Consider the following 21,438-nt stretch of genomic DNA (forward strand, 5'->3'; position numbering starts at 1 on the left):
CACGATGACCACGACCAACGGCATCACATCCATCGGCGATCAAGGGCTCGGCCAGCAGCCCTGGTGGGTGGAACAGTGGATGGAGCTGATCAACGGCTACCGCTTCAAGAAACGGCTGGAGCGGGCCTGGAGCTACGCCCGCGAAGGCAATGTGACCTCGATCCGCTTCGAAGGCCGGCGCGTGCATGCCCGGGTGCAGGGCACGGGAGAGGACCCCTACAAGGTGAAGCTCTGGCTGGACGTGCTGAGCGATGAAGACTGGGCCTACGTGCTCGAAGCACTGGCGCAGAAAGCGCGCTGGTCCGCTCAGCTGCTGGCGGGGATCATGCCGGCGGACATCGAACGTGCCTTCGCCGCCAGCGGCAAGCGCCTGTTCCCGTTCAAGCTTCAGGAGGTGCGCAGCGAATGCAACTGCCCTGACAAGGCCAACCCCTGCAAGCACATCAGCGCCGTTTATTTCCTGATGGGGGATCGCTTCAGCGAAGACCCCTTCGTGCTGTTCCAGCTGCGGGGCCGCACCCGCACCAAGCTTCTGGAGGACCTGGCGGAACAGCGGCGCAAGGCCCTGGCCAGCCTCGCCGAGCAGAGAGCCGGGGACGCCGCCCCCCCCGAGGAGACGCCTCCTCCCCTCCTGCCGCATCCGGCCGTTCTCGATCCCGCTCTCTGGTGGCGCTACAACCGCAGCCTCGATGGTGATCTTGTGGTGATCACCGCAGCGATGGAGGGCGACACGGGCCTCGATGCCGCCGGCGATCTGCCGCTGGCCGAGGACCCCCGCTTCCCAGATGCGCGCAGCACGTTTCTGAGCAACCTTCGCGGCCACGGTCAGGCCAGTGCCCAGCGGGCCATGCTCCAGGCCATGGCAGCGGGCCATTGATCAGGGCATGAATGAAGCCCCCTGGTTGACCGGGGAGAAGCGTGGACTGGTGACGCTGCTGCTGAGTTCCCATCAGCGGGCCTTCGGTCGCCCGCTCATGGCTTGTGAACGCTCGCGCCAGTCCATGCGACTGGCCTGCCAGGAACTGTTCGCCTGCGGCTTTCCCGTGCTGGCCCATGGCACGGGCAGCGACCCGCTGATCATCTACGGCAATGCCGCAGCTCTGCAGCTCTGGGGCCTGCGATGGGAGCAGCTCGTGGGCATGCCCTCACGCCTGACAGCACCGGAGGAGGAGCGCAGCGAGCGGCAGACGGCCCTCATCGAGGCACAGACCAAGGAAGCGATTCGTGGCTACAGCGGCACCCGCGTCAGCCACAGCGGGCGCCGGTTCCAGATCCGCGATGCCCGCATCTGGACCCTCTGGGACGAAGAGAACCGCCGCTGCGGCCAGGCGGCCTGTTTCAGCGACTGGTGGTGGAGCTGAGCTCGGATCCATCGTTTCGGTTTCAACGACATTCCAGTGGTGCCAACCGAACCCAGTCGTATGCACCGAACCTCAATAGACGGTTCTCGCCCTTCTGGATGTCATCAAGGCCGCGCAGATTGTCATTGCGGGCGTTCAACCCAGTCCGCAGATGTTCACTCTTCGGATCAACAATCATGCTGACCCTGCATCAATCCCCTTTCGATCTGTTCGAGCGTCTCGAACAGCAGATGGCCTCCGCCGAACGTGTTCCCAACGCCGAGGTGATCGAAGCCGATGACTCCTACACCGTTCGCCTCGAGCTGCCGGGTGTGGAGCGTGCGTCCATCGACGTCAAAGCCACCGACCGCACCCTGGTGGTGAGCGCCGAGCGCCGTGGCGCACGCGACGGCGAAGCCGAGAAGCCCGCTCTGCTGAGCGAATTCCGCAACGGTACCTGGAGCCGCAGCTTCCGATTCCCCACAGGACTCGACCGCGATCAGCTGCAGGCCACCTACCGCGACGGCATTCTGGAAATCAGCGCCGGCAAAGCCGTCAGCCACACCAGTGTCACGGTGAAGGTCGAAAGCTGACGCACCGCACGGCGGTGGACAGAACGGACTCACCCCCGCTTCGGCGGGGGTTTTTTGCTGGCCCCTCCCTCGTCGTTTAGGAGGCTCCGAGGCCAACGAAATAGCGGGCGATGAACAGCAGGCTGAAGCCTGTGAGAAACGCCAGGCCGAACCAGCTGAGTCCGCGCATCAGAGGGCTGTAGCGGTAAGCCGGCGGCACCAGAGAGCTGTTGATGGTGTCCATCGCCATCCAGGCGAACAACGGCGCCGTGAGGAAACTGCCCGTCATCGCGCCGAACACGAAATCCTTCACGCTGAGCCCGCCGCTGCGGGCCCAGACCAGCGCCGCCACGGCCACCAGCAGATGAAGGACCACCCAGAGACTGAAACGCCGCCGCTGGGGACCCGGGCTGGCATCACCGCTGTCATGCCCACTCCAGAGTCCCTGGATGGCGGCGATGCTGCGGGGATAGGCGTCGAGACAGGTGATCGTGGTGCTGAACATGGCCGCGAAGGCCGCCGGAATGATCACCCAGGCCGCCCAGCCTCCCATGGCTTCGGTGTACAGCCGGATCAGTTTCTGCGCGAAGGACAGCGTTGAACCGCTGAGCATCCCGTCGCCACTGCCGTACATCGTGTAAGCCCCGAGTGTCACGAAGAAGAACGCCGTGATCAGGGAAACGCCGTAGCCCAGATTGAAATCGAGATCCGCCTCCTGGGGCGAAGCCGTGTGCTCTGTGTCGCGAGCGCGGGAAAACATCCAGAGCGAAGGCCAGACGCACATCTCCACCGGTCCCGGCATCCAGCCCATCAGGGGGATCAGAAAACCGAGGTTGGCCAGCGTCCAGGGACTGGGATCCGTGGACACCCAGCTGCCGGCCACGTCTCCGACGGAACCCCGGAACAGCAGCGAAATCGCTGCCACGCCGGTGAGCAGGGTGAGCAGCACCACCAGCAGCTTCGAGAGACGATCAAGGGCGCGGTAGTGACCGAGAACGAGCACAAGAGCGCTCACCACCAGCACCACAATGGAGAGCCCATAGGGGTCCTGCCCAGCGAGCGGTGGCACGTTGGTGAGCAGCAGACCGGCCACGAAACTCACCGCCGCGATCGTCATCGTGCCCGTGGCCAGGGTCACCAGCAGGTAGAGCGGCAGATAGGCCGGATGGCGCCGTTGGAAACCCTCCAGCAGCGAGAGACCCGTCGCTGCGGTGAAACGGCTGCCGACCCTCAGGAAGGGGTACTTCACGAGGTTGGTGATCACGATCAGGCCCACCAGGGCAAACCCGAAACGGGCACCCGCAGTGGTGGAGGACATCAGATGCGATCCACCGATGCAGGCCGCGGCGAACAGAACCCCAGGGCCGATGCTCTTGCGCAGCGAACTCACACCCGCAGTCGTCGGTGCCATGCCATCTCCTTGCATCCGCCCACTCTGCAGGGGGCGGTGCAGGGGAAAGCCTTCGTACGATCAACCTTCACGAGGCTGGATCCATGGTCGTCGCCCCTCCCGTTGCACCCCGTCTGGGCCTCCAGTGCGAAGCCATCGCGGCGGACACCACCACAATCCGCTCCCTCGACTGGGACCGCAGCCGCTTCGACATCGAGTTCGGCCTGCGCAACGGCACCACCTACAACGCCTTTCTGGTCAGGGGCGAGCGAACGGCCCTGATCGACACCAGCCACGCCAAATTCCGCGACACCTGGATACCACTCCTGAAGCAGCAGATCGATCCCACGACGATCGACGTGCTGATCGTCAGCCACACGGAACCCGACCACTCCGGCCTGATCGGCGACCTGATCGACCTCAACCCAGAGATCGAGATCGTGGGATCGAAGGTGGCGCTCCAGTTCCTGCAGGACCAGGTGCACCGGCCCTTCCAGTCCCGTGCCGTGAAATCCGGGGAAGAACTGGATCTCGGCACCAATCCCGACAGCGGTGTTCAGCACCGCTTCGAATTCCTCAGTGCACCCAACCTGCACTGGCCGGACACGATTTTTTCCTTCGACCACGGCACTGGCATCCTCTACACCTGTGACGCCTTCGGGCTGCACTACTGCTCGGACGATGTCTTCGATCAGGATCCCGGCGCGATTGCACCGGATTTCCGCTTCTATTACGACTGCCTGATGGGGCCCAATGCCCGCAGCGTGCTGCAGGCCCTCAAACGCATGGACAGCCTGCCGGAGATCAAGACCATCGCCGTCGGTCATGGACCTCTCCTGCACCACCATCTCAGTCACTGGGTGGGCGACTACCGCGATTGGAGCAGCCAGCGCAGCAAGGGCGAGAGTTACGCCGCGGTTTGCTACCTGAGCCAGTACGGATTCTCAGATCGGATCAGCCAGGCAATCGCCCATGGGGTCGGCAAGGCCGACGCCCAGGTGCAGCTGGTCGACCTTCGCGCCACGGACCCTCAGGAACTGACCGCCCTGATCGGGGATGCCAAGGCAGTGGTGGTTCCCACCTGGCCGGCAGAACCTGACGCCGACCTGCAGACATCGATCGGCACACTACTGGCAGCGCTTCATCCCAAGCAGCTCGTCGCAGTCTTCGACGCGTTCGGTGGCAACGATGAACCCATCGATGCCGTGGCCGATCAGCTGCGCAGTCAGGGACAGAAGCAAGCCTTTGCGCCGCTGCGCATCCGCCAGCTTCCACAGGGAAGCGATTACCAGCGCTGCGAAGAAGCCGGGACCGACCTTGGCCAGCTTCTGACCAAGGACAAGGCCATTGCCGCGATGAAGAGCCTGGATGGCGAGCTGGACAGAGCCCTGGGTCGGATCAGTGGTGGGCTGTACGTGGTGACCGCCAGCCAGGGTGAAGGGGATGAGCGGCGTCGCAGTGCCATGGTGGCGAGCTGGGTGAGTCAGGCCAGCTTCACGCCTCCCGGGCTCACCGTGGCTGTGGCCAAGGACCGGGCGATCGAGGCCTTGATGCAGGTTGGCGATCGCTTCGTGCTCAACGTGCTGCGACAGGACAACCACCAGCAACTGCTCAGACATTTCCTGAAGCGTTTCCCGCCCGGTGCCGATCGATTCGCCGGTGTGAACGTGCTCGACGGTGTCGCGGATGGGGGCCCGGTTCTTGGAGACGCCCTGGCCTATCTCGGCTGCCGGGTGGAGCAGCGCATGGAAGGCCCCGACCATTGGGTGATCTATGCGGTGGTGGAACAGGGCAATGTGGCGGATGCCGATGCCAGCACTGCTGTGCATCACCGCAAAGTGGGTAATCACTACTGATGAGCGCGACCGCAACACGGCAGACCATCCAGCTGCCGATTGATCACGGTGTGGTCGGACTGCGTGGCCTGAGTCCTGAACGCAGCCGGTTCGAGCTGGAATACGCCCTGGAGCGGGGGAGCACGGCCAACAGCGTGCTGTTCGAAGCCGCTGACGACCAGCCCGCCGTTCTGGTTCATCCCCCGGGGGCGGCTTACGGCGACGTGTTTCTGCCCGCCTTGGCCGCTCTGGTTCCTGGCGGTGATCAACCACTCCTGGTGGTGGTCGGTCACGTGAACCCGAACCGGGTGGCTCTGCTGCGCATGCTGGCGGAGGCTTATTCCAGGCTTGAACTGATCGCCTCCAACGCCGGCGCCAAGCTGTTGCAGGAGCTGTGGAGCCTGCGCAAGCCCGCGCCTGCGGGCCAGGAGAACGCACAACCGCCACTACCCGATCTGCCGGCGATTCGCGTGATCCGTCATGAGCAGGATCTGCCATTGGGCTTCGGCCGCAGCCTGCAACTGCTCCCAGCCCCCACGCCACGCTGGCCGGGAGGTCTGCTGGCGTTTGAAACGAGCCGGGGTCTGCTGATGAGCGACAAGTTCTTCAGCGCCCACCTCTGCACGGCGGTATGGGCGGAAAGCAACCGCAGCAGCACCGAAGAGGAACGCCGCCATTTCTATGACTGCCTCATGGCGCCCATGGCCCGTCAGGTGGATGCCCTGGTGGAACGGCTGGAAGACCTGGAGATCCGCACCATTGCGCCCGGCCACGGTCCGGCGATCGAAGTCAGCTGGCGAAGCCTGCTCAGTGACTACCGCCGCTGGGGGGAGCGTCATCAACACGCCAGCCTGACCGTGCTGCTCCTGTTTGCGAGCGCTTACGGCAACACGGCCGCGATCGCCGATGCCCTGGCGCAGGGTGTGAGCCGCACCGGCATCCGTGTGAACAGCCTCAACTGTGAGTTCACCCCCGCGGATGAACTGGTGAAGGCGATTCAGCAGGCTGACGCGATCCTGATCGGCTCGCCCACACTGGGGGGCCATGCGCCAACACCGATTGTGTCGGCTCTCGGCACATTGCTGGCAGAAGGGGATCGCAGCAAACCGGTGGGTGTGTTCGGCAGCTTCGGCTGGAGCGGAGAAGCCGTTGATCTGCTGGAGAACAAACTGCGCGATGGCGGCTTCAGCTTCGGTTTCGAGCCGATCCGGGTGAAATTCAGCCCCGACGCGGCTCGCGTGAAGCAGTTGGAGGAAACAGGCACCCGTTTCGGCCGCCAACTGCTGCAGACGCAGAAGCGTGCACAGCGCCGCAGCGCCGGCGGGCTGAGCGAGAGTCGCAGCGATCCTGCTGTGGTGGCCCTCGGACGGGTGCTCGGCTCGTTGTGCGTGCTCACCACGCGCAAGGGAGACCTGAGCGGAGCGATGGTGGCCAGCTGGGTGAGTCAGGCCAGCTTCACGCCACCGGGAATCACTGTGGCGGTCGCCAAGGACCGTGCCGTGGAAGCACTGCTGCACAAGGGTGATCGCTTCGCGCTGAACGTGCTGGCTGAAGGCCGTGAAAACGGACTGATGAAGCAGTTTCTCCAGCCCTTTGCACCGGGCGCCGACCGCTTCGCCGGACTGGAGCTGAACCACAGCCCAAGCGAACAGCCCCTGCTCCCGGACGCACTCGCCTGGCTCGAGGGGGAGGTGAAACAACGCATGGAATGCGGTGATCACTGGCTTGTTTATGCCCAGGTGAATCATGGAGGCCTGTTTGATACCCAGGGATCCACGGCGGTGCATCAACGGCGCAGCGGAGCGAATTACTGAGCTCGAGAGCCGGATGTGCCCCCGCTAACTCATACTGGCTATGAGTTAGCCCTACACTGAGGATCGCTCCTCCCGGCTTATGGATCTCACCAAACCCTCCACCCAGGCCAATCTCGATGCCGCCTTCGGCGGAGAAAGCATGGCCAACCGCAAATACCTTTTCTTTGCGGACGTCGCCAAACAACTCGGCCACAACGAGCTGGCGAAATTGTTCCGGGAGACCGCTGCGCAGGAAACCGAGCATGCCTTCGCCCATTTCCGCCTTCTGCACCCGGAGCTGGCGGTGAAGGACCCGGCAGGCCTCAACGAAAGCGAGAAACAGGCGATCCTCAGCCGCTGCCTCGAGCTGGCCATCGAAGGGGAAACCTACGAATTCACCACCATGTATCCGGAGTTCGCGGCCCAGGCTCGCAGCGACAGGGATGGGGGTGCCGAAGCGGAATTCAACGAGCAGATCGATGAATCCAAAGAGCACGCCGGCATCTTCCGCACCGCCGCCAAGAACTTCGGTCTGCTGGCCCCGATCGAGCAGCACCATGCCGAACGCTACGGCGTGGCCCTGCAAGCACTTCAGGGCAACGGTGCCGCCGGAGAAAGCGAGAACCCTGTCGCCGGCAAGTGGATCTGCAAGGTCTGCTCGATGATCTACGACCCGGCGGAAGGCGATCCCGATTCCGGTCTTGCCCCGGGAACGCCCTTCGAAGCGATTCCCGACGACTGGCAGTGCCCGATCTGTGGAGCACGCAAAGCCAGCTTCGTGCCTTACCGCGAAGCCGAACTGAAAGCAGCCTGACGCTCTCCCCCGCTTGGCGGCCATCTCCAGCAGGTTCCTGAAACACCTTGGTCAATGCTCTGGGTATGAAAAACACAGCACGCACGGATCTGCTGGTGATCTCCGCCAGCAATGGGGAAAACCTGAAACTGGCTGAGCGATTTGCCCAGCAGGCCCGAGCCCTTGGTCAGACCGCTGAGGTGCTCGACTTAACGGAGATCGATCTGCCGCTGTTCACCCCCCGCTCCCAGGCCCAGGGAATGCCGCGAGCGGTGGAACCGGTTCAGCAGCAGCTGATGACAGCCACTCGCTGGGTGATCTGCGCTCCGGAATACAACGGCTCGATCCCACCATCACTCTCCAATGCCATCGCCTGGCTGTCGGTGACCGGGGAGGACTTCCGAGCGCTTTTCAATGGCCGGCCCATCGCCATGGCCACCTTCTCCGGAGGTGGCGGCATGGAACTGCTCCTGTCCTTACGCATCCAGCTCACCCACCTCGGCGCTCAGGTGGTTGGACGTCAACTGCTGAGCAATAACGCCAGACCCGCCAAGGACGACACCATCAACGACCTGCTGCAGCGGCTACTGCAGATGAGCCCACTAGTGCTCTGAATCAGAACATCCTTTTGTCCATCCCACCCCGGAACCACCATGCAACCGGCTGAGACAACGCAAGCTCCAACCGTCATCTTCCGCCCGGCAGCTCAGCGTTTTCACAGCCGATTGGATTGGCTCGACTCCCGGCACAGTTTTTCATTCGCCGGCCATGTCGACCCCGACTGGATGGGTTTCGGCCCCCTCCGGGTGATCAATGACGACACCATCGCGGCAGGCAGAGGCTTCGGCATGCACCCGCATCGGGACATGGAGATCATCACGGTGATGGTGGACGGTGAACTCAGCCACAAGGACTCCATGGGGCACAGCGCCGTGATCCATGCCGGAGAGGTGCAGAGGATGTCGGCCGGCACCGGCATCACCCACAGCGAGATGAACAACAGCACGGAATCCTGCCGGCTTCTTCAGATCTGGATCGAACCTGAGGAGCGTGGCATTCCCACCGACTACGAGCAGAAATCCTTCCCGATCGATACCCAATGGACACCGCTGATCTCTCCTCAGAGCAACAACGGTGCCATGCGGATTGCCCGAAGCGTGCATCTCTGGCGTGCCAGACCGGCACAGACGAGCCAACTGACGCTCCCCTCGACCGGCGGGCCGCTGCTCTGGCTTCAGGTCATCAGTGGCACGGTGAATCTCAACGGCAGCGACGCTGTTCCGGAGCGCTTGCAGCAAGGCGATGGGCTGGGCTTCCACCGAATGGATGCTGTCATCGATGATCTGAGCGCCGCCGATGCGGAAGCTGACATCCTGCTGTTCGCTCTGCCATGACACACCAGATCTGGACGGTGTTGGCTTGATCACGTTGTATCCAAAATAACTGAAAACTGTCGCTTGAATCACATCGATTGCGCTGCAAGGCCTTTGAGTGACAGGTTTTTTCCGGGATGCATGGAGATTCTTCAGACCAGGCACCGTGATCCCAAAAAGATTCCGTTGATGACGAGCACACCAGATGTTGTGGCCTCAAATGACGGAGACACAAACCGATGATCCCCTGAGCGATGGGATTCCTGATGAGCCAACAGGCCGTGGTGCGTTATCGCGGCTTTCTCTTGCTGCCTCAGACCAACCAGAGCTGGCTGGTGAGACCGGAACGCAGTCCGATGCGTCTGCTCCCGTTTCGGACACCGTCCTGCTCTCTGGCCGATGTGAAAGCACTGTTGGACTGGCGACTGTCAGAACAGACGTCGGAGATTCACGCTGCCTAGACCCTGTTCAGGCAGCGGCTGGCGGAGGCGTGGGATCACCGATGGGCTGCAACGGGATCACCAGAGTGGCCCAATGATCAGGCCGTTCCGCCCGCACACGGCGGGAGCGACGCACGCCGAAGGGAACCCTCACGACATTCGTTCCTTCGATCGGAAGGGTGTGGCCCCGCTGCAGAGCGGATTCCAGACCCTCAGGCAATGCGGGCAGGACCGGTTCAACTCGGTCCGATGATTGATCGCTTTTGAAGATGGTCTTCCGATCCATGGTGTCCCCCGACAGACGAATCAGTTGTCGAATAGTTTGCAGCTGGTCGATGGTGGTCCTAATCGAACCAAATCAAGTTTTCGGTTTTCAGTGAAAATTTACACGCCTGAGCAAGGCAACACCAGATGATCCGGCGTTTCAGGCGGCAACGGGTTGCTCAGCCAGGTCCTCCACCGACGGGCAGGTGCAGATGAGATTCCGATCACCGAAGGCGTTGTCGATGCGTCCGACCGCAGGCCACAGCTTGTTCATCGGCTGATCAGCCAAAGGGAAAGCGGCGGTGGCGCGGCTGTAGGGACGATCCCAGACATCAGCTGTGACCACGGCCATGGTGTGGGGAGCCCGCTTCAGGGGATTGTTCACCGGATCCATCCGACCGGATTCGATGTCCCGAACCTCCTCACGGATCGCGATCAACGCGTCAGCGAAGCGGTCCAGTTCTTCAAGACTCTCGCTCTCGGTGGGTTCCACCATCACGGTGCCCGCCACAGGCCAGCTCACCGTCGGCGCATGAAAGCCGTAGTCCATCAAGCGCTTGGCGATGTCATCGACATCAACACCCGCATCCCGCTTGAGCGGTCGCAGGTCGAGAATGCATTCGTGAGCGACGCAGCCGGTGGTCCCCCGGAACAACACCGGGTAGTGGGGGTCCAGCCGATGAGCGAGATAGTTCGCTGACAGCAGCGCGACCGCACTGGCCTGGCGCAGAGCCTCCGCCCCCATCATGCGCAGGTACATCCAACTGATCGGCAGGATGCTGGCGCTACCGAGAGGGGCAGCTGACACCGGCCCGATCGCGGTGGGCTGGTCTGACTGGAGAGGATGACCGGGCAGGAACGGGGCCAGATGCTCCGCCACTCCGATGGGGCCGACACCCGGACCACCACCGCCATGGGGTATGCAGAAGGTCTTGTGCAGATTGAGGTGGCAGACGTCAGCCCCGAAAGCTCCCGGCCGACAGAGACCGACCTGGGCATTGAGATTGGCTCCATCGAGGTAGACCTGCCCGCCGTGGCGATGCACCACCGAACAGATCTGACGGATCCCTGGCTCGAAGACACCGTGCGTGGAGGGGTAGGTCACCATGAGAGCGGCGAGACGGTCGCTGAACTCCTCAGCCCGGGCCGCCAGATCATCCAGATCGACGTTCCCCTCGTCATCGCAGGCCACAGGCACCACCTTCAGGCCCGCCATCACGGCGCTGGCTGGGTTGGTGCCATGGGCACTGGTGGGGATCAGACAGATGTCCCGATGGCTGTCCCCCCGCGAGTGATGCCAGGCCCGGATCACCAGCAAGCCGGCGTACTCCCCCTGCGAGCCGGCATTGGGCTGAAGGGAGACCGCTGAGAAACCTGTGAGAGCAGCAAGCCAGCGCTCCAGATCATCCGCCATGTGGCGGTAGCCACGGGCCTGATCCTCAGGGGCGAAGGGATGCAGCGACGCGAAGGCAGGCCAGCTCACCGGCAGCAGCTCGGCGGCGGCATTGAGCTTCATCGTGCAGCTGCCCAACGGGATCATGCCGTGCACCAGGGAGAGATCGCGGCTCACCAGGCGCTGGATGTACCGCAGCAACTCGGTTTCACTGCGATGGCAATGGAACACCGCTTGCGTCAGCCAGGGCTCCTCGCGACCGGGCACGCCGTCGAGGGAACCGGAGACAACTTCGGTGATCGGAGGCGTCTGTCGCTGAGCAGCAGCAGCCAGGAGCAGCACCAGCCGCTTCAGTTCCGACTCGTTGCTGAGTTCATCCAAGGTGATGCCGAAGCCTTCCGCCTGATCAGGCGCAGCCCCCTCAGGCACCACCCGCAGGTTGATCTCCGCCTCGGCTGCCGCTCGATGCACGGCAGCGGCATCGCTGCAACGGATCACCACGGTGTCGAACCGCTCTCCAGGAGCAACCGGGTAACCCAGGGCCACCAGAGCAGCCTCCAGTCGACGTCGCAGGCGCACGATCCGCTGTGCGATGGCGGTCAATCCGTCCGGCCCATGGTGAACCGCATAGAAGGAAGCCATCACTGCCAGCAGCACCTGCGCCGTGCAGATGTTGCTGGTGGCCTTGTCGCGTCGGATGTGCTGCTCACGGGTCTGAAGAGCCAGGCGCAGAGCTGGCTGGCCCTGGGCATCCCTGGACTGGCCCACCAGTCGGCCGGGAATCTGGCGCTTGTAGGCATCCCTGGTGGCGAAGAAAGCGGCGTGAGGTCCGCCGAAACCCATCGGCACGCCGAAGCGCTGGGCGCTGCCGACGGCAATGTCAGCACCGAAGGAGGCCACCGGCGCGATCAGGGTCTGAGCCAGGGGATCGATGGCCACGGTCACCAGAGCCCCGGCTTCATGAGCCCGCTCGATCAGAGCAGTGGGGTCCCAGACCTGGCCCTCCTTGCCGGGCAGCTGCAGCAGTACGCCGAACACCGTGGCATCGAGCACGAAATCGCCGGGATCCAACCGCTCCAGCTCGATGTTCAAAGGCTCGGCGCGGGTCTGCAGCACAGCCCAGGTCTGTGGCAGGACGGCGGCATCCACCAGGAAGCGACGGGCCTCAGCACGACGACAGACGGCATGACTCAGCCCCATCGCCTCAGCAGCTGCCGTGGCCTCGTCCAGAAGAGATGCATTGGCGATCGGAAGACCGGTCAGCTCGCTGATCAGGGTCTGGAAGTTGAGAAGCGCTTCCAGGCGACCCTGGGCGATCTCAGCCTGATAGGGCGTGTAAGCGGTGTACCAGGCGGGATTTTCAAAGACGTGACGCTGGATCAGTGCCGGCGTTGCTGTGCCGTGGTAACCCAGGCCGATCAGGGAGCGGCGAACCGTGTTGTCGGCAACGATGCGGCGCAGATCTTCCAGGGCCTCCGATTCGCTGCAGCCCTCCGGCATGGCCTCCGAAGGAGGGTGCTCATCGAGGATGTCCGATGGCACGACATCGGCGATGAAGGCCGCCATGTCGCTGTAGCCGAGGGTCTTCAGCATGGACCGCTGCTCGGCGTTGCCCGGGCCGAGATGCCGCTCGAGGAAGGGGGAGACCAAGGGGAGCGGCAGCGAAAATCCCGCCGATCGTAAAGAAGGGAGACCGGCGGCCGATGTCAGCTGGCGTTCACCTTGGCGCTGTAGGCCGCCGCATCAAGCAGGGACTCCATTTGGGATGCGTTGCCGGGCCGTATCACCAGCAGCCAGCCTTCCCCGTGTGGATCGTTCTGAAGTTCCTCTGGGCTCGCGAGCACAGCCTCGTTGCGTTGCACCACCTCGCCGTCGATCGGGGCGTACATGTCCTCCACGGCCTTGACGGATTCCACCGAACCGAAGCTGTCGCCTTTGCTGAGACTGGCGCCGACATCAGGAAGATCAACGAAGACGATGTCCCCCAGCTGATCCACTGCAAAAGCGCTGATGCCGACTCGCACCAGCTCGCCGTCGGCATTCGCGTATTCGTGGCTGTCGGCGAAGCGGAAGGATTCGGGAAACGCAAACGCCATCGTCTGGCGGATCAGCAGCTCGCACCAGTCTGCGGGAGATCGCGCAGCTCCGCAGCATCAAGAGCCGCCAGTGCCTCCTGGAGCGCGAGGCTGAGATGGGCCCGGTGGGTTCCGCCCTGCACGAAAAGATTGAACGGTTCCCGCAACGGAGCATCCGCGGAGAACTCGCTGGTCGAACCATCGATGAAGGTTCCGCCCGCCATCACCAGATCGCTGGCGTAACCAGGCATCGAAGCGGGCACAGGATCCAGGTAGGAACCGACCGGGGACATGCTCTGGAATGCACGGCACACCACCTTGAGTGCCTCCGGTGAACCGAGGCGAACCGCCTGGATCAGATCACTGCGGAACGCTCCCGGCGCAGGCTGAACGGCACACCCGAGCCGTTGAAACACCCCCGCCACCAGATCCGCTCCGATCAGGGCCTCCGCGACCATCTGCGGCGCCAGGAACAAACCCTGAAGCACAAGACGCTGGAGATCAAAACCGGTTCCACCCTCCCGGCCGATTCCCGGAGCCGTGAGACGGCAGCAGGCCTGCTCCACCAGATCAGACCGACCCGCTACGTAGCCCCCGGCCGGAGCGATGGTGCCACCGAGATTCTTGATCAGGGAACCGGCGATCAGATCCGCTCCGACATGCGGTGGTTCCTGTTCTTCCACCAATTCGCCATAGCAGTTGTCAACGAAGCAGACGCAATCGGGCTGAGACGCGTGGATGCGTTCGCAGCAGCGTCCGATCTCCGCAACGGAAATCGACGGGCGCCAGCTGTAGCCGCAGCTGCGCTGAATCAGCACCATCCGGGTCGGGACCTCCAGAGCCTGATCCAGTGCAGCTGTGTTGATCCCACCGTCCGGTGTCAGCTCCAGTTCGTCGTAGCGGACACCGAATTCAGCCAGGGATCCCTGCCCCTGCTCCCGCAGACCGATCACCTCCTCCAGGGTGTCGTAGGGCCGGCCTGTGATCGACAGCAGACGATCCCCGGGGCGAAGCACACCGAACAGTGCCGAAGCGATCGCATGGGTACCGCTGACGAACTGAAGCCGCACGGCCGCAGCCTCAGCGCCGAGCACGCGCGCAAACACCCGATCCACCACATCGCGTCCCTGGTCCCCGTGTCCGTATCCGGTCAGAGAGGCGAAATGCTGCGTGCCGACACGCTCCTCGGCCATCGCGGCCAACACCCGCTGAAGTCGCGGTTCAACCGCTGCCGTGCGTTGTGCCGCTGACGATGCCTGCGACAGGGCCACATCCGCGACAAGAGAACGGGCCCGCGCCCGCATTGAGGCTGTTACTTCACCAGTCTTCACCATGTCACTCCCGGCTCCAGGCCTGCTGCGTGCCTCCATGCTGCGTCTCTCCCGTAGGGGTTTCACCACTGGTTGCAGCGTCAATTCCTTTAGATTTCCGTCAATACAGGCAAAAACCACTCACCGTGTTTGCGCACGAGCGGTTCTGCCAAACCCTGGAGTTTCCTGTTGGTATCCACCCAAACAGCTGACACCCGCGAGCTTCGGCAGCGGGCGGCGGTGATGGCCCCCCGCGGTCCATTGTCGGCGCGGCAGCGACGCATCAAGTGGGGAACCACCAGCTTCATGCTGGTGATGCATGTCCTTGCAACGGTCGCCCTGCTGCCACGGTTCTGGAGCTGGCAGGGCTTTGTGGCCTTCGGGGTTCTGTACTGGATGACCGTGCTGGGGGTCACGCTCGGACTGCATCGCCTGGTCGCCCACCGCAGCCTCGTCGTCCCGGTGTGGGTTGAGCGCATGCTGGTGCTCATGGGAACCCTGGCCTGCCAGAGCGGTCCGATTGAATGGGTGGGACTGCATCGCCACCACCACCGTTTCTCCGATCAGGTCACCGATCATCACGATGCCGGTCGCGGACTCTGGTGGAGCCACAGCGAGTGGATGCTGCACGAGATTCCCGCTCTGAAAGAGCTGGACCGATACGCAGGCGATCTCCAATGCGATCCCTTCTATCGCTGGTTGGATCGCTGGTTCCTGCTGCTGCAGATTCCTCTCGGACTCAGCCTTTACTGGATCGGCGAAGCGGCTCAGATCCACGGTGGTGGACTTGGACTGGTTCTCTGGGCGATTCCACTGCGCCTCGTGGTGGTGTATCACGTCACCTGGCTGGTGAATTCCGCCACCCATGCCTTCGGTTACAGGAATTTCGACTGTCCGGATCTTTCCAGGAACTGCTGGTGGGTGGCACTGCTCTCGTTCGGCGAGGGCTGGCACAACAACCACCATGCCCATCCCGCCAGCGCCCGGCATGGTCTGCGCTGGTTCGAATTCGACCTCACCTGGCAGCACATCCGGTTGCTGAAACGCTTCGGCCTCGCCAGTCGGGTTCGCACCGCCCGCTACGTAGGCGGCGCCTCCTGAATCCAATCCCGATCGGCCACGTCGTAACGTGGTCGATCGCACCGAAACCGTCGTCCGTCCCGGTCCCATGCCCAAGCGTGTTCAAGTCGTCCTGAACGAGGACGTCCTCAGTCTCGGAAAGGACGGGGATCTGGTGGAAGTCGCTCCCGGTTACGCACGAAACTTCCTGTTGCCTTTCGGCAAGGCCGTTCCTCTCACCCCCGCGGTGATGAAGCAGGTGGAGCATCGACGTGCCAAGGAAGCAGAGCGCCAGGCCGCCCTCAAGCAGCAGGCTCTCGACTTCCGAACCGCCCTTGACACCATCGGCCGCTTCACGGTCAAGAAGCAGACCGGTGAAGACAACGTCCTGTTCGGAACCGTGACCAACGGTGACGTGGCCGAAGCCATCGAAGACGCCACCAAGAAGGAGATCGACCGCCGCGACATCGTGGTTCCGGAGATTCATCGCACGGGCAAGTACACCGTGACCGTGAAGCTGCACACCGAGGTCACAGCTGAGATCAATCTCGAGGTGGTCAGCTATTGACCCCTGGCCAAACGGCGCAGCCGGGCCAGAGTGTGAAACCTGATTGCGTCGACCGGCCGCCATGGTGAGTGTTCCCCTTGGTGATCAAGGCGAGTCAGCCGAAGGGGGACGCCGCGGCTTCGCCCGTGGGCGTCGTGATCAAGAGCCCAGCTTCGAGGCCCTGCCCGATTCCGTTCCGCCCCAGAACCTCGAGGCGGAGGAAGCGGTTCTGGGAGGCATCCTGCTGGACCCTGACGCCATCGGTCGTGTCGCCGATGTTCTGCAACCGGAGGCGTTCTATCTGAATGCCCACCGCGAAATCTTTCGAACCGCCCTGATGCTGCACGGTCAGGGCAAACCCACAGACCTGACGGCGATGACCGCCTGGCTGGCGGACACCGGTTCCCTGGAGAAGGTGGGTGGCAACGGCCGTCTGATCGAACTGGTGGAGCGGGTGAGCTCCACGGCCTCGATCGAGCAGGTGGCGCGACTGGTGATGGACAAATTTCTCCGCCGTCAGCTGATCCGCTCCGGCAACGAGGTCATCAAGCTGGGCTTCGATCAGAGCCTGCCCATGGATCAGGTGCTGGATCAGGCGGAGCAGACGATCTTTGCCATCAGCCAGGAAAAGCCCTCGAAGGGACTCACTCCCACCGCCGAGATCCTCACCCAGACCTTTGAAGAAATTGAAAGTCGCTCTCTGGGCACCTCGGTAGCCGGGATCCCGGTGAACTTCTACGACCTGGATGCCATGACCCAGGGTCTCCAGAGGAGTGATCTGATCATCGTGGCCGGTCGTCCAGCCATGGGTAAAACCTCGATCGTGCTCAACCTGGCCAAGAACGTGGCCCAGCTGCACGACCTGCCGGTCTGCGTGTTCTCTCTGGAGATGAGCAAGGAGCAGCTCACCTACAGGCTGCTGTCGATGGAGGTGGGCATTGAAGCTGGCCGGCTGCGTACAGGCCGGTTGCAGCAGGAGGAATGGCCACTGTTGGGGCAGGGCATCAACAGCCTCGGCCAGCTGCCGATCTACATCGACGACAAACCCAACTCCGGCGTGCTGGAAATGCGTTCCCTCTGCCGGAGGCTGATGGCGGAACAAGGCAAAGAGCTGGGACTGGTGGTGATCGACTACCTGCAGCTGATGGAAGGCTCCAGCCCGGACAACAGGGTGCAGGAAATCTCCCGGATCACCCGTGCCCTGAAAGGCATGGCCCGGGAACTGAACGTGCCGGTGATCGCCCTCTCCCAGCTGAGCCGTGGCGTGGAATCGCGCACCAACAAACGGCCGATGCTGAGCGACCTGCGGGAATCAGGCTCAATCGAACAGGATGCCGATCTGGTGCTGATGATCTACCGCGACGAGTACTACAACCCGGAAACTCCGGATCGAGGCATCACCGAAGTGATCGTGACCAAGCACCGCAACGGACCGGTGGGCACGGTGAAGCTGCTGTTCGAGCCCCAGTTCACCCGCTTCCGCAACCTAGCGGCGTGAGAATCCGGTGACCTTCCGGTTGTTGAGTTCTCCGGAAGGGAAGCCACCAGCTGAGAATTGCGGAGCGTTCTGGTGGGCCCCTAACGGTGAAGGTTTTGGACGCCCGCTTTCAGAGCTGCGCCGATCTCCAGAGCCTGTCCCAGCCTGTCTCTCCAAACCTGAGCGCACTCCAACTCAGCGAAGGCCCTCTGGTGGGACGTCTGCGGATCATCAGTTGCGGTTTCTTCCGTCTCAACCAGTTGGAGATCAACCAGACGCTGTTCCTCAGCGGCACCCGACGCCCGAGGCCCTGCACGATCGCCATTCCGCTGAGTGACCCACCAGCGACTGATCCCATCCGGGCCCAGGGGGTCTGCATGCCCTGGCCCGGAATGATGGGTTACAACGACCATCTGAACGATTGCGATCTGCGTTTGCCGGCAGGCACCACCCTGGCCACGGTGACCATCTCCAGAGATCACCTGCTGGAGCGACACAGCCAGCACAGGGCAGGACAGCTGACCTTGGATCGCTGGAAAGACACCAATCAGCTGGAACTGCGGGAACCTCTGCGCTCGGAACTGCGAGCCCGGTTGAGACACCTGATTGAGCAACACGATCAGGCCACCGATCCGAGAGAGGTGGACGAGCTGATCGGATGCCTGCTACGCGCTTTCGAGGATGTCGAGGTGGATTCCATGACGTTCGGTCAAAGAGAAGCTCGCCATGAAGCGGCCATCGAGCTGCTGCACTGGTTTTCGTGTCATTCCGACCAGAACCTCACCATGGATGAGCTGAGTGCGGTCTTGTATCAGTCGCGCACCTCCCTGTTCAAGGGCTGTCAGGAGCATTTCGGTCAAACCCCGCAGAAGCTTCAGCGATCGATCCGCCTCGATCTGGTGCGGCAGCTGCTGCTGGATCCCAACCGCTGTGATGGCATCCACCTGCAAGGAGTTGGAGCGATCGCGGCTCATCTGGGCTTCACCAGTCGCAGCCACTTCGCTCGCCGCTACAGAAAGCAGTACGGGGAGCTGCCTCAGGAGACGCTGCAGCGAAGCAAGACCCCCGGCGGATCAGATCCGCTTCCGTAGCTGCGGATAATGAATCCATGAGCTTCACCACGACCCCGAGCGAAGTCTTCGACGTGATCGTCGTGGGAGGTGGTCACGCCGGCTGTGAGGCCGCGATCACCGCTGCACGGCTGGGGCTGAACACGGCCCTGTTCACCCTCAATCTCGACCGAATCGCCTGGCAACCGTGCAATCCCGCCGTGGGCGGACCGGCCAAGAGCCAACTGGTCCACGAAGTCGATGCCCTCGGTGGCGTGATCGGTCGCCTGGCCGATGCCACAGCGATCCAGAAACGCATCCTCAACGCCAGCCGCGGACCCGCTGTCTGGGCCCTACGCGCCCAGACCGACAAACGCCTCTACTCCCGCCAGATGCTGCAGCTGCTGCAGCACACCCCCAACCTGGCCCTGCGCGAAGCGATGGTCACTGGCCTTGAGGTGAGTGGCGACGGCGCTCAGCAACGCATCACCGGTATCCGCACCTATTTCGGCAGCACCTACAGCGCCGCAGCCGTGATCCTCACCGCCGGCACCTTTCTGGGAGGCCGCATCTGGGTGGGGCATCAATCGATGGCAGCAGGCCGCGCCGGCGAGCAGGCCGCCGAAGGCCTCACGGAAGCCCTCCAGCAACTCGGCTTCCACACTGACCGACTCAAGACGGGCACCCCCGCGCGGGTGGACCGGCGCAGCATCGCCCTCGATCAGCTGGAGGAACAGCCCAGCGATGCAGCCGATCGCTTCTTCTCCTTTGATCCGGCAGCCTGGACGAGCGGTGAGCAGATGAGCTGCCACATCACCCGCACCACCGCCGCCACCCATCAACTCATCCGCGACAACCTCGAGCAGACCGCCATCTACGGAGGTGTGATCGACAGCAAAGGTCCCCGCTACTGCCCTTCGATCGAAGACAAGATCGTTCGTTTCGCCGATAAGGACAGCCACCAGATCTTCCTGGAGCCGGAAGGACGGGACACCCCGGAGATCTACGTGCAGGGCTTCTCCACAGGGCTGCCGGAATCGATCCAACTGCAGCTGCTGCGCACCCTGCCCGGCCTGGAGCAATGCCTGATGCTGCGACCCGCCTATGCGGTGGATTACGACTACCTGCCCGCCACGCAGCTCAAACCCTCCCTGGAAACCAAACGGGTCCAGGGCCTGTTCAGCGCCGGTCAGCTCAACGGCACCACCGGCTACGAGGAGGCCGCAGCTCAGGGCCTGGTGGCCGGCATCAATGCCGCTCGGCTCATCGGAGGCCAGGAGCCGGTGCACTTCCCCCGTGAGGGCAGCTACATCGGCACGATGATCGACGACCTGGTGAGCAAGGACCTTCGCGAGCCCTACAGAGTGCTCACCAGCCGCAGCGAATACCGGCTGATCCTGCGGGGCGACAACGCCGACCGGCGCCTCACTCCTCTCGGCCGCGAACTCGGCCTGATCGACGACCGGCGCTGGCGGATCTTCGAAGACAAACTTCAGGCGATGGAGGCCGAGAAGCGTCGGCTGGAAACGGTGCGGCTGAAAGCGAGCGATCCCTCTGCAGCGGCGGTTGAGCAGCAGACCGGTGCGGCAATCAAGGGCTCGATCACCCTGGCGGACCTGCTGCGCCGACCTGGCATGCACGCCGCCGATCTGGTGGAGCACGGCCTCGCCGATGCCGACCTGCCTCTGCCGGTGCGGGAAGGCGCCGAAATCGACATCAAGTACAGCGGCTATCTGCAACGGCAGCAGCAGCAGATCGATCAGGTGAAACGTCAGAGCCAGCGCAAGCTGCCCTCCGATGTGGAGTACGCCGGCATCGGCACCCTGTCGCGCGAGGCTCGCGAAAAACTGAGTGAGATCCGTCCTGCCACCCTGGGGCAGGCCAGCCGCATTCCCGGTGTCAGCCAGGCGGACATCACAGCCCTGCTGATGTGGCTGGAGCTGCGTCAACGGCAGCAGAAGGACCTCGCCGCTGCCGGTCAGGCTCGATAGCGTTGGGACCATCGGCCATCAGCCTTGGCATCACGCCTTCCCACGTCGCGTGCTTACTGGAACCTGCGCGCCGAGCAGGTGATGGACAGGGTGTTCGCCGACCCGGCACTTCGGAGGGATGCCAACCATCTGGTGCCGGTTGATGTTGCTGTACACGAACCACAGCCGCTGCCCCCTGCGGACAACCCGCCACGCGGGGCTGACAGCTGGCAGATTCCACTACTGACCGCCGTCACGGCAGCATCAGTTGTCTCCATGGCCTGGCTGACCGGCAACTGGCAGACCACCAGTGCACGCCTCGAGCAGGAACGCCAGCTGCTGCTCATCGAGCGATTGCGTCCGCAACCACCCATCAGCACTGCAGAGCCGAAACCGGAACCTCCAGCCGTGACAACGCCGGCACCCAAGCTCTCACCAGCACCCACAGTCGCGCTGGAACCGCTGACTCTGCCTCTCCGGACACCCCAACCCCAACCCCCCGTCACCGCGCCAGTGATTCAGGACGAGCTGCCTCAGCTCACCGGTGTGGTGCAGGGACCCGGCAACAGCAGCTCGGCGATTTTTCAGCTGGGCAGCAACTCCCTCTCCAGCGGGATTGGAACCGCCATCGGGTCGAGCGGCTGGGTGCTGGAGTCCGTCAGCGAAAGCGGGGCCGTGATCAGCCGCGACGGCCAGCGCCGCAGCCTGGCGGTGGGAGGGATCCACTGACATCTGCTGGCTCACTTCTGCCCTCTCCG

The 21,438-nt window shown here is 63.3% G+C and carries 20 protein-coding genes; 15 read left to right on the top strand and 5 right to left on the bottom strand.

Features of this window, described 5'->3' with window-relative positions:
- The first annotated feature begins 4 nt into the window (after nucleotides 1-4).
- From KR49_RS07395 to KR49_RS07405, 3 genes are all read left to right on the top strand, one after another.
- Nucleotides 5-877, top strand: a complete 873-nt coding sequence (locus KR49_RS07395; protein WP_043693535.1) for an SWIM zinc finger family protein — start codon at nucleotides 5-7, stop codon at nucleotides 875-877.
- Between the two features lie 7 nt (nucleotides 878-884).
- Nucleotides 885-1,361 (top strand): MEKHLA domain-containing protein, encoded by a 477-nt coding sequence (locus KR49_RS07400; protein ID WP_043693538.1) that lies wholly within the window; start codon nucleotides 885-887, stop codon nucleotides 1,359-1,361.
- A 176-nt stretch (nucleotides 1,362-1,537) separates the two neighbouring features.
- Nucleotides 1,538-1,933 (top strand): Hsp20/alpha crystallin family protein, encoded by a 396-nt coding sequence (locus KR49_RS07405; RefSeq protein WP_043693541.1) that lies wholly within the window; start codon nucleotides 1,538-1,540, stop codon nucleotides 1,931-1,933.
- Between the two features lie 76 nt (nucleotides 1,934-2,009).
- On the opposite strand, the gene KR49_RS07410 is transcribed toward KR49_RS07405, so the two are convergent.
- The gene (locus KR49_RS07410; RefSeq protein WP_043693544.1) at nucleotides 2,010-3,323 is read right to left on the bottom strand and encodes an NRAMP family divalent metal transporter; all 1,314 of its coding nucleotides are present in this window, start codon (nucleotides 3,321-3,323) and stop codon (nucleotides 2,010-2,012) included.
- Nucleotides 3,324-3,406: 83 nt separating this feature from the next.
- Between KR49_RS07410 and KR49_RS07415 the strand changes: the two genes are divergently transcribed.
- From KR49_RS07415 to KR49_RS07440, 6 genes are all read left to right on the top strand, one after another.
- Nucleotides 3,407-5,158, top strand: a complete 1,752-nt coding sequence (locus tag KR49_RS07415; protein ID WP_043693547.1) for a diflavin flavoprotein — start codon at nucleotides 3,407-3,409, stop codon at nucleotides 5,156-5,158.
- On the top strand, nucleotides 5,158-6,951 hold the full coding sequence (locus tag KR49_RS07420) for a diflavin flavoprotein (protein ID WP_043693550.1): 1,794 nt from the start codon (nucleotides 5,158-5,160) through the stop codon (nucleotides 6,949-6,951). The genes KR49_RS07415 and KR49_RS07420 overlap by 1 nt, the downstream gene beginning before the upstream one ends.
- A 79-nt stretch (nucleotides 6,952-7,030) precedes the next feature.
- On the top strand, nucleotides 7,031-7,744 hold the full coding sequence (locus tag KR49_RS14530; protein WP_043693553.1) for a rubrerythrin family protein: 714 nt from the start codon (nucleotides 7,031-7,033) through the stop codon (nucleotides 7,742-7,744).
- Nucleotides 7,745-7,809: 65 nt separating this feature from the next.
- On the top strand, nucleotides 7,810-8,337 hold the full coding sequence (locus KR49_RS07430; RefSeq protein ID WP_043693556.1) for an NADPH-dependent FMN reductase: 528 nt from the start codon (nucleotides 7,810-7,812) through the stop codon (nucleotides 8,335-8,337).
- A gap of 39 nt (nucleotides 8,338-8,376) precedes the next feature.
- A complete protein-coding gene (locus KR49_RS07435) occupies nucleotides 8,377-9,117 on the top strand; it encodes a pirin-like bicupin family protein (protein ID WP_043693559.1) in 741 nt (246 codons plus the stop codon).
- A gap of 233 nt (nucleotides 9,118-9,350) precedes the next feature.
- A complete protein-coding gene (locus tag KR49_RS07440) occupies nucleotides 9,351-9,557 on the top strand; it encodes a hypothetical protein (protein ID WP_043693566.1) in 207 nt (68 codons plus the stop codon).
- A 7-nt stretch (nucleotides 9,558-9,564) separates the two neighbouring features.
- Here the strand turns inward: KR49_RS07440 and KR49_RS07445 are convergent, their stop codons facing one another.
- From KR49_RS07445 to KR49_RS07460, 4 genes are all read right to left on the bottom strand, one after another.
- Nucleotides 9,565-9,822 carry a hypothetical protein gene (locus KR49_RS07445; RefSeq protein ID WP_043693568.1) on the bottom strand — a complete coding sequence of 86 codons (258 nt, stop codon included), beginning with the start codon at nucleotides 9,820-9,822 and terminating at the stop codon, nucleotides 9,565-9,567.
- A 138-nt stretch (nucleotides 9,823-9,960) separates the two neighbouring features.
- Nucleotides 9,961-12,843: an aminomethyl-transferring glycine dehydrogenase gene (gcvP, locus tag KR49_RS07450; RefSeq protein ID WP_043693571.1), complete on the bottom strand. Its 2,883-nt coding sequence runs from the start codon at nucleotides 12,841-12,843 to the stop codon at nucleotides 9,961-9,963.
- Between the two features lie 56 nt (nucleotides 12,844-12,899).
- Nucleotides 12,900-13,289: a glycine cleavage system protein GcvH gene (gene gcvH, locus KR49_RS07455; RefSeq protein WP_043693574.1), complete on the bottom strand. Its 390-nt coding sequence runs from the start codon at nucleotides 13,287-13,289 to the stop codon at nucleotides 12,900-12,902.
- 11 nt (nucleotides 13,290-13,300) lie between these two features.
- Nucleotides 13,301-14,602 (bottom strand): methionine gamma-lyase family protein, encoded by a 1,302-nt coding sequence (locus tag KR49_RS07460; protein ID WP_043697084.1) that lies wholly within the window; start codon nucleotides 14,600-14,602, stop codon nucleotides 13,301-13,303.
- A 219-nt stretch (nucleotides 14,603-14,821) separates the two neighbouring features.
- Here KR49_RS07460 and KR49_RS07465 point away from each other — a divergent pair, with 219 nt between their 5' ends.
- From KR49_RS07465 to KR49_RS07490, 6 genes are all read left to right on the top strand, one after another.
- Complete coding sequence (locus tag KR49_RS07465) at nucleotides 14,822-15,679, top strand: acyl-CoA desaturase (protein WP_371257667.1); 858 nt, start codon at nucleotides 14,822-14,824, stop codon at nucleotides 15,677-15,679.
- Between the two features lie 67 nt (nucleotides 15,680-15,746).
- Entirely contained in the window at nucleotides 15,747-16,205 is a 459-nt protein-coding gene (gene rplI, locus KR49_RS07470; RefSeq protein ID WP_043697090.1) for a 50S ribosomal protein L9, read from the top strand.
- Nucleotides 16,206-16,266: 61 nt separating this feature from the next.
- The gene (gene dnaB, locus KR49_RS07475) at nucleotides 16,267-17,682 is read left to right on the top strand and encodes a replicative DNA helicase (RefSeq protein ID WP_043693578.1); all 1,416 of its coding nucleotides are present in this window, start codon (nucleotides 16,267-16,269) and stop codon (nucleotides 17,680-17,682) included.
- An 86-nt stretch (nucleotides 17,683-17,768) separates the two neighbouring features.
- Nucleotides 17,769-18,752, top strand: coding sequence for a helix-turn-helix transcriptional regulator (locus tag KR49_RS07480; protein ID WP_043693581.1), 984 nt, complete (start codon nucleotides 17,769-17,771; stop codon nucleotides 18,750-18,752).
- A gap of 17 nt (nucleotides 18,753-18,769) precedes the next feature.
- Entirely contained in the window at nucleotides 18,770-20,701 is a 1,932-nt protein-coding gene (mnmG, locus tag KR49_RS07485; RefSeq protein WP_043693585.1) for a tRNA uridine-5-carboxymethylaminomethyl(34) synthesis enzyme MnmG, read from the top strand.
- Between the two features lie 24 nt (nucleotides 20,702-20,725).
- Nucleotides 20,726-21,409 (top strand): hypothetical protein, encoded by a 684-nt coding sequence (locus tag KR49_RS07490; RefSeq protein ID WP_043693589.1) that lies wholly within the window; start codon nucleotides 20,726-20,728, stop codon nucleotides 21,407-21,409.
- Nucleotides 21,410-21,438 lie beyond the last annotated feature (29 nt).

The organism is Synechococcus sp. KORDI-49 (genome assembly GCF_000737575.1).
Classification (GTDB): domain Bacteria; phylum Cyanobacteriota; class Cyanobacteriia; order PCC-6307; family Cyanobiaceae; genus Parasynechococcus.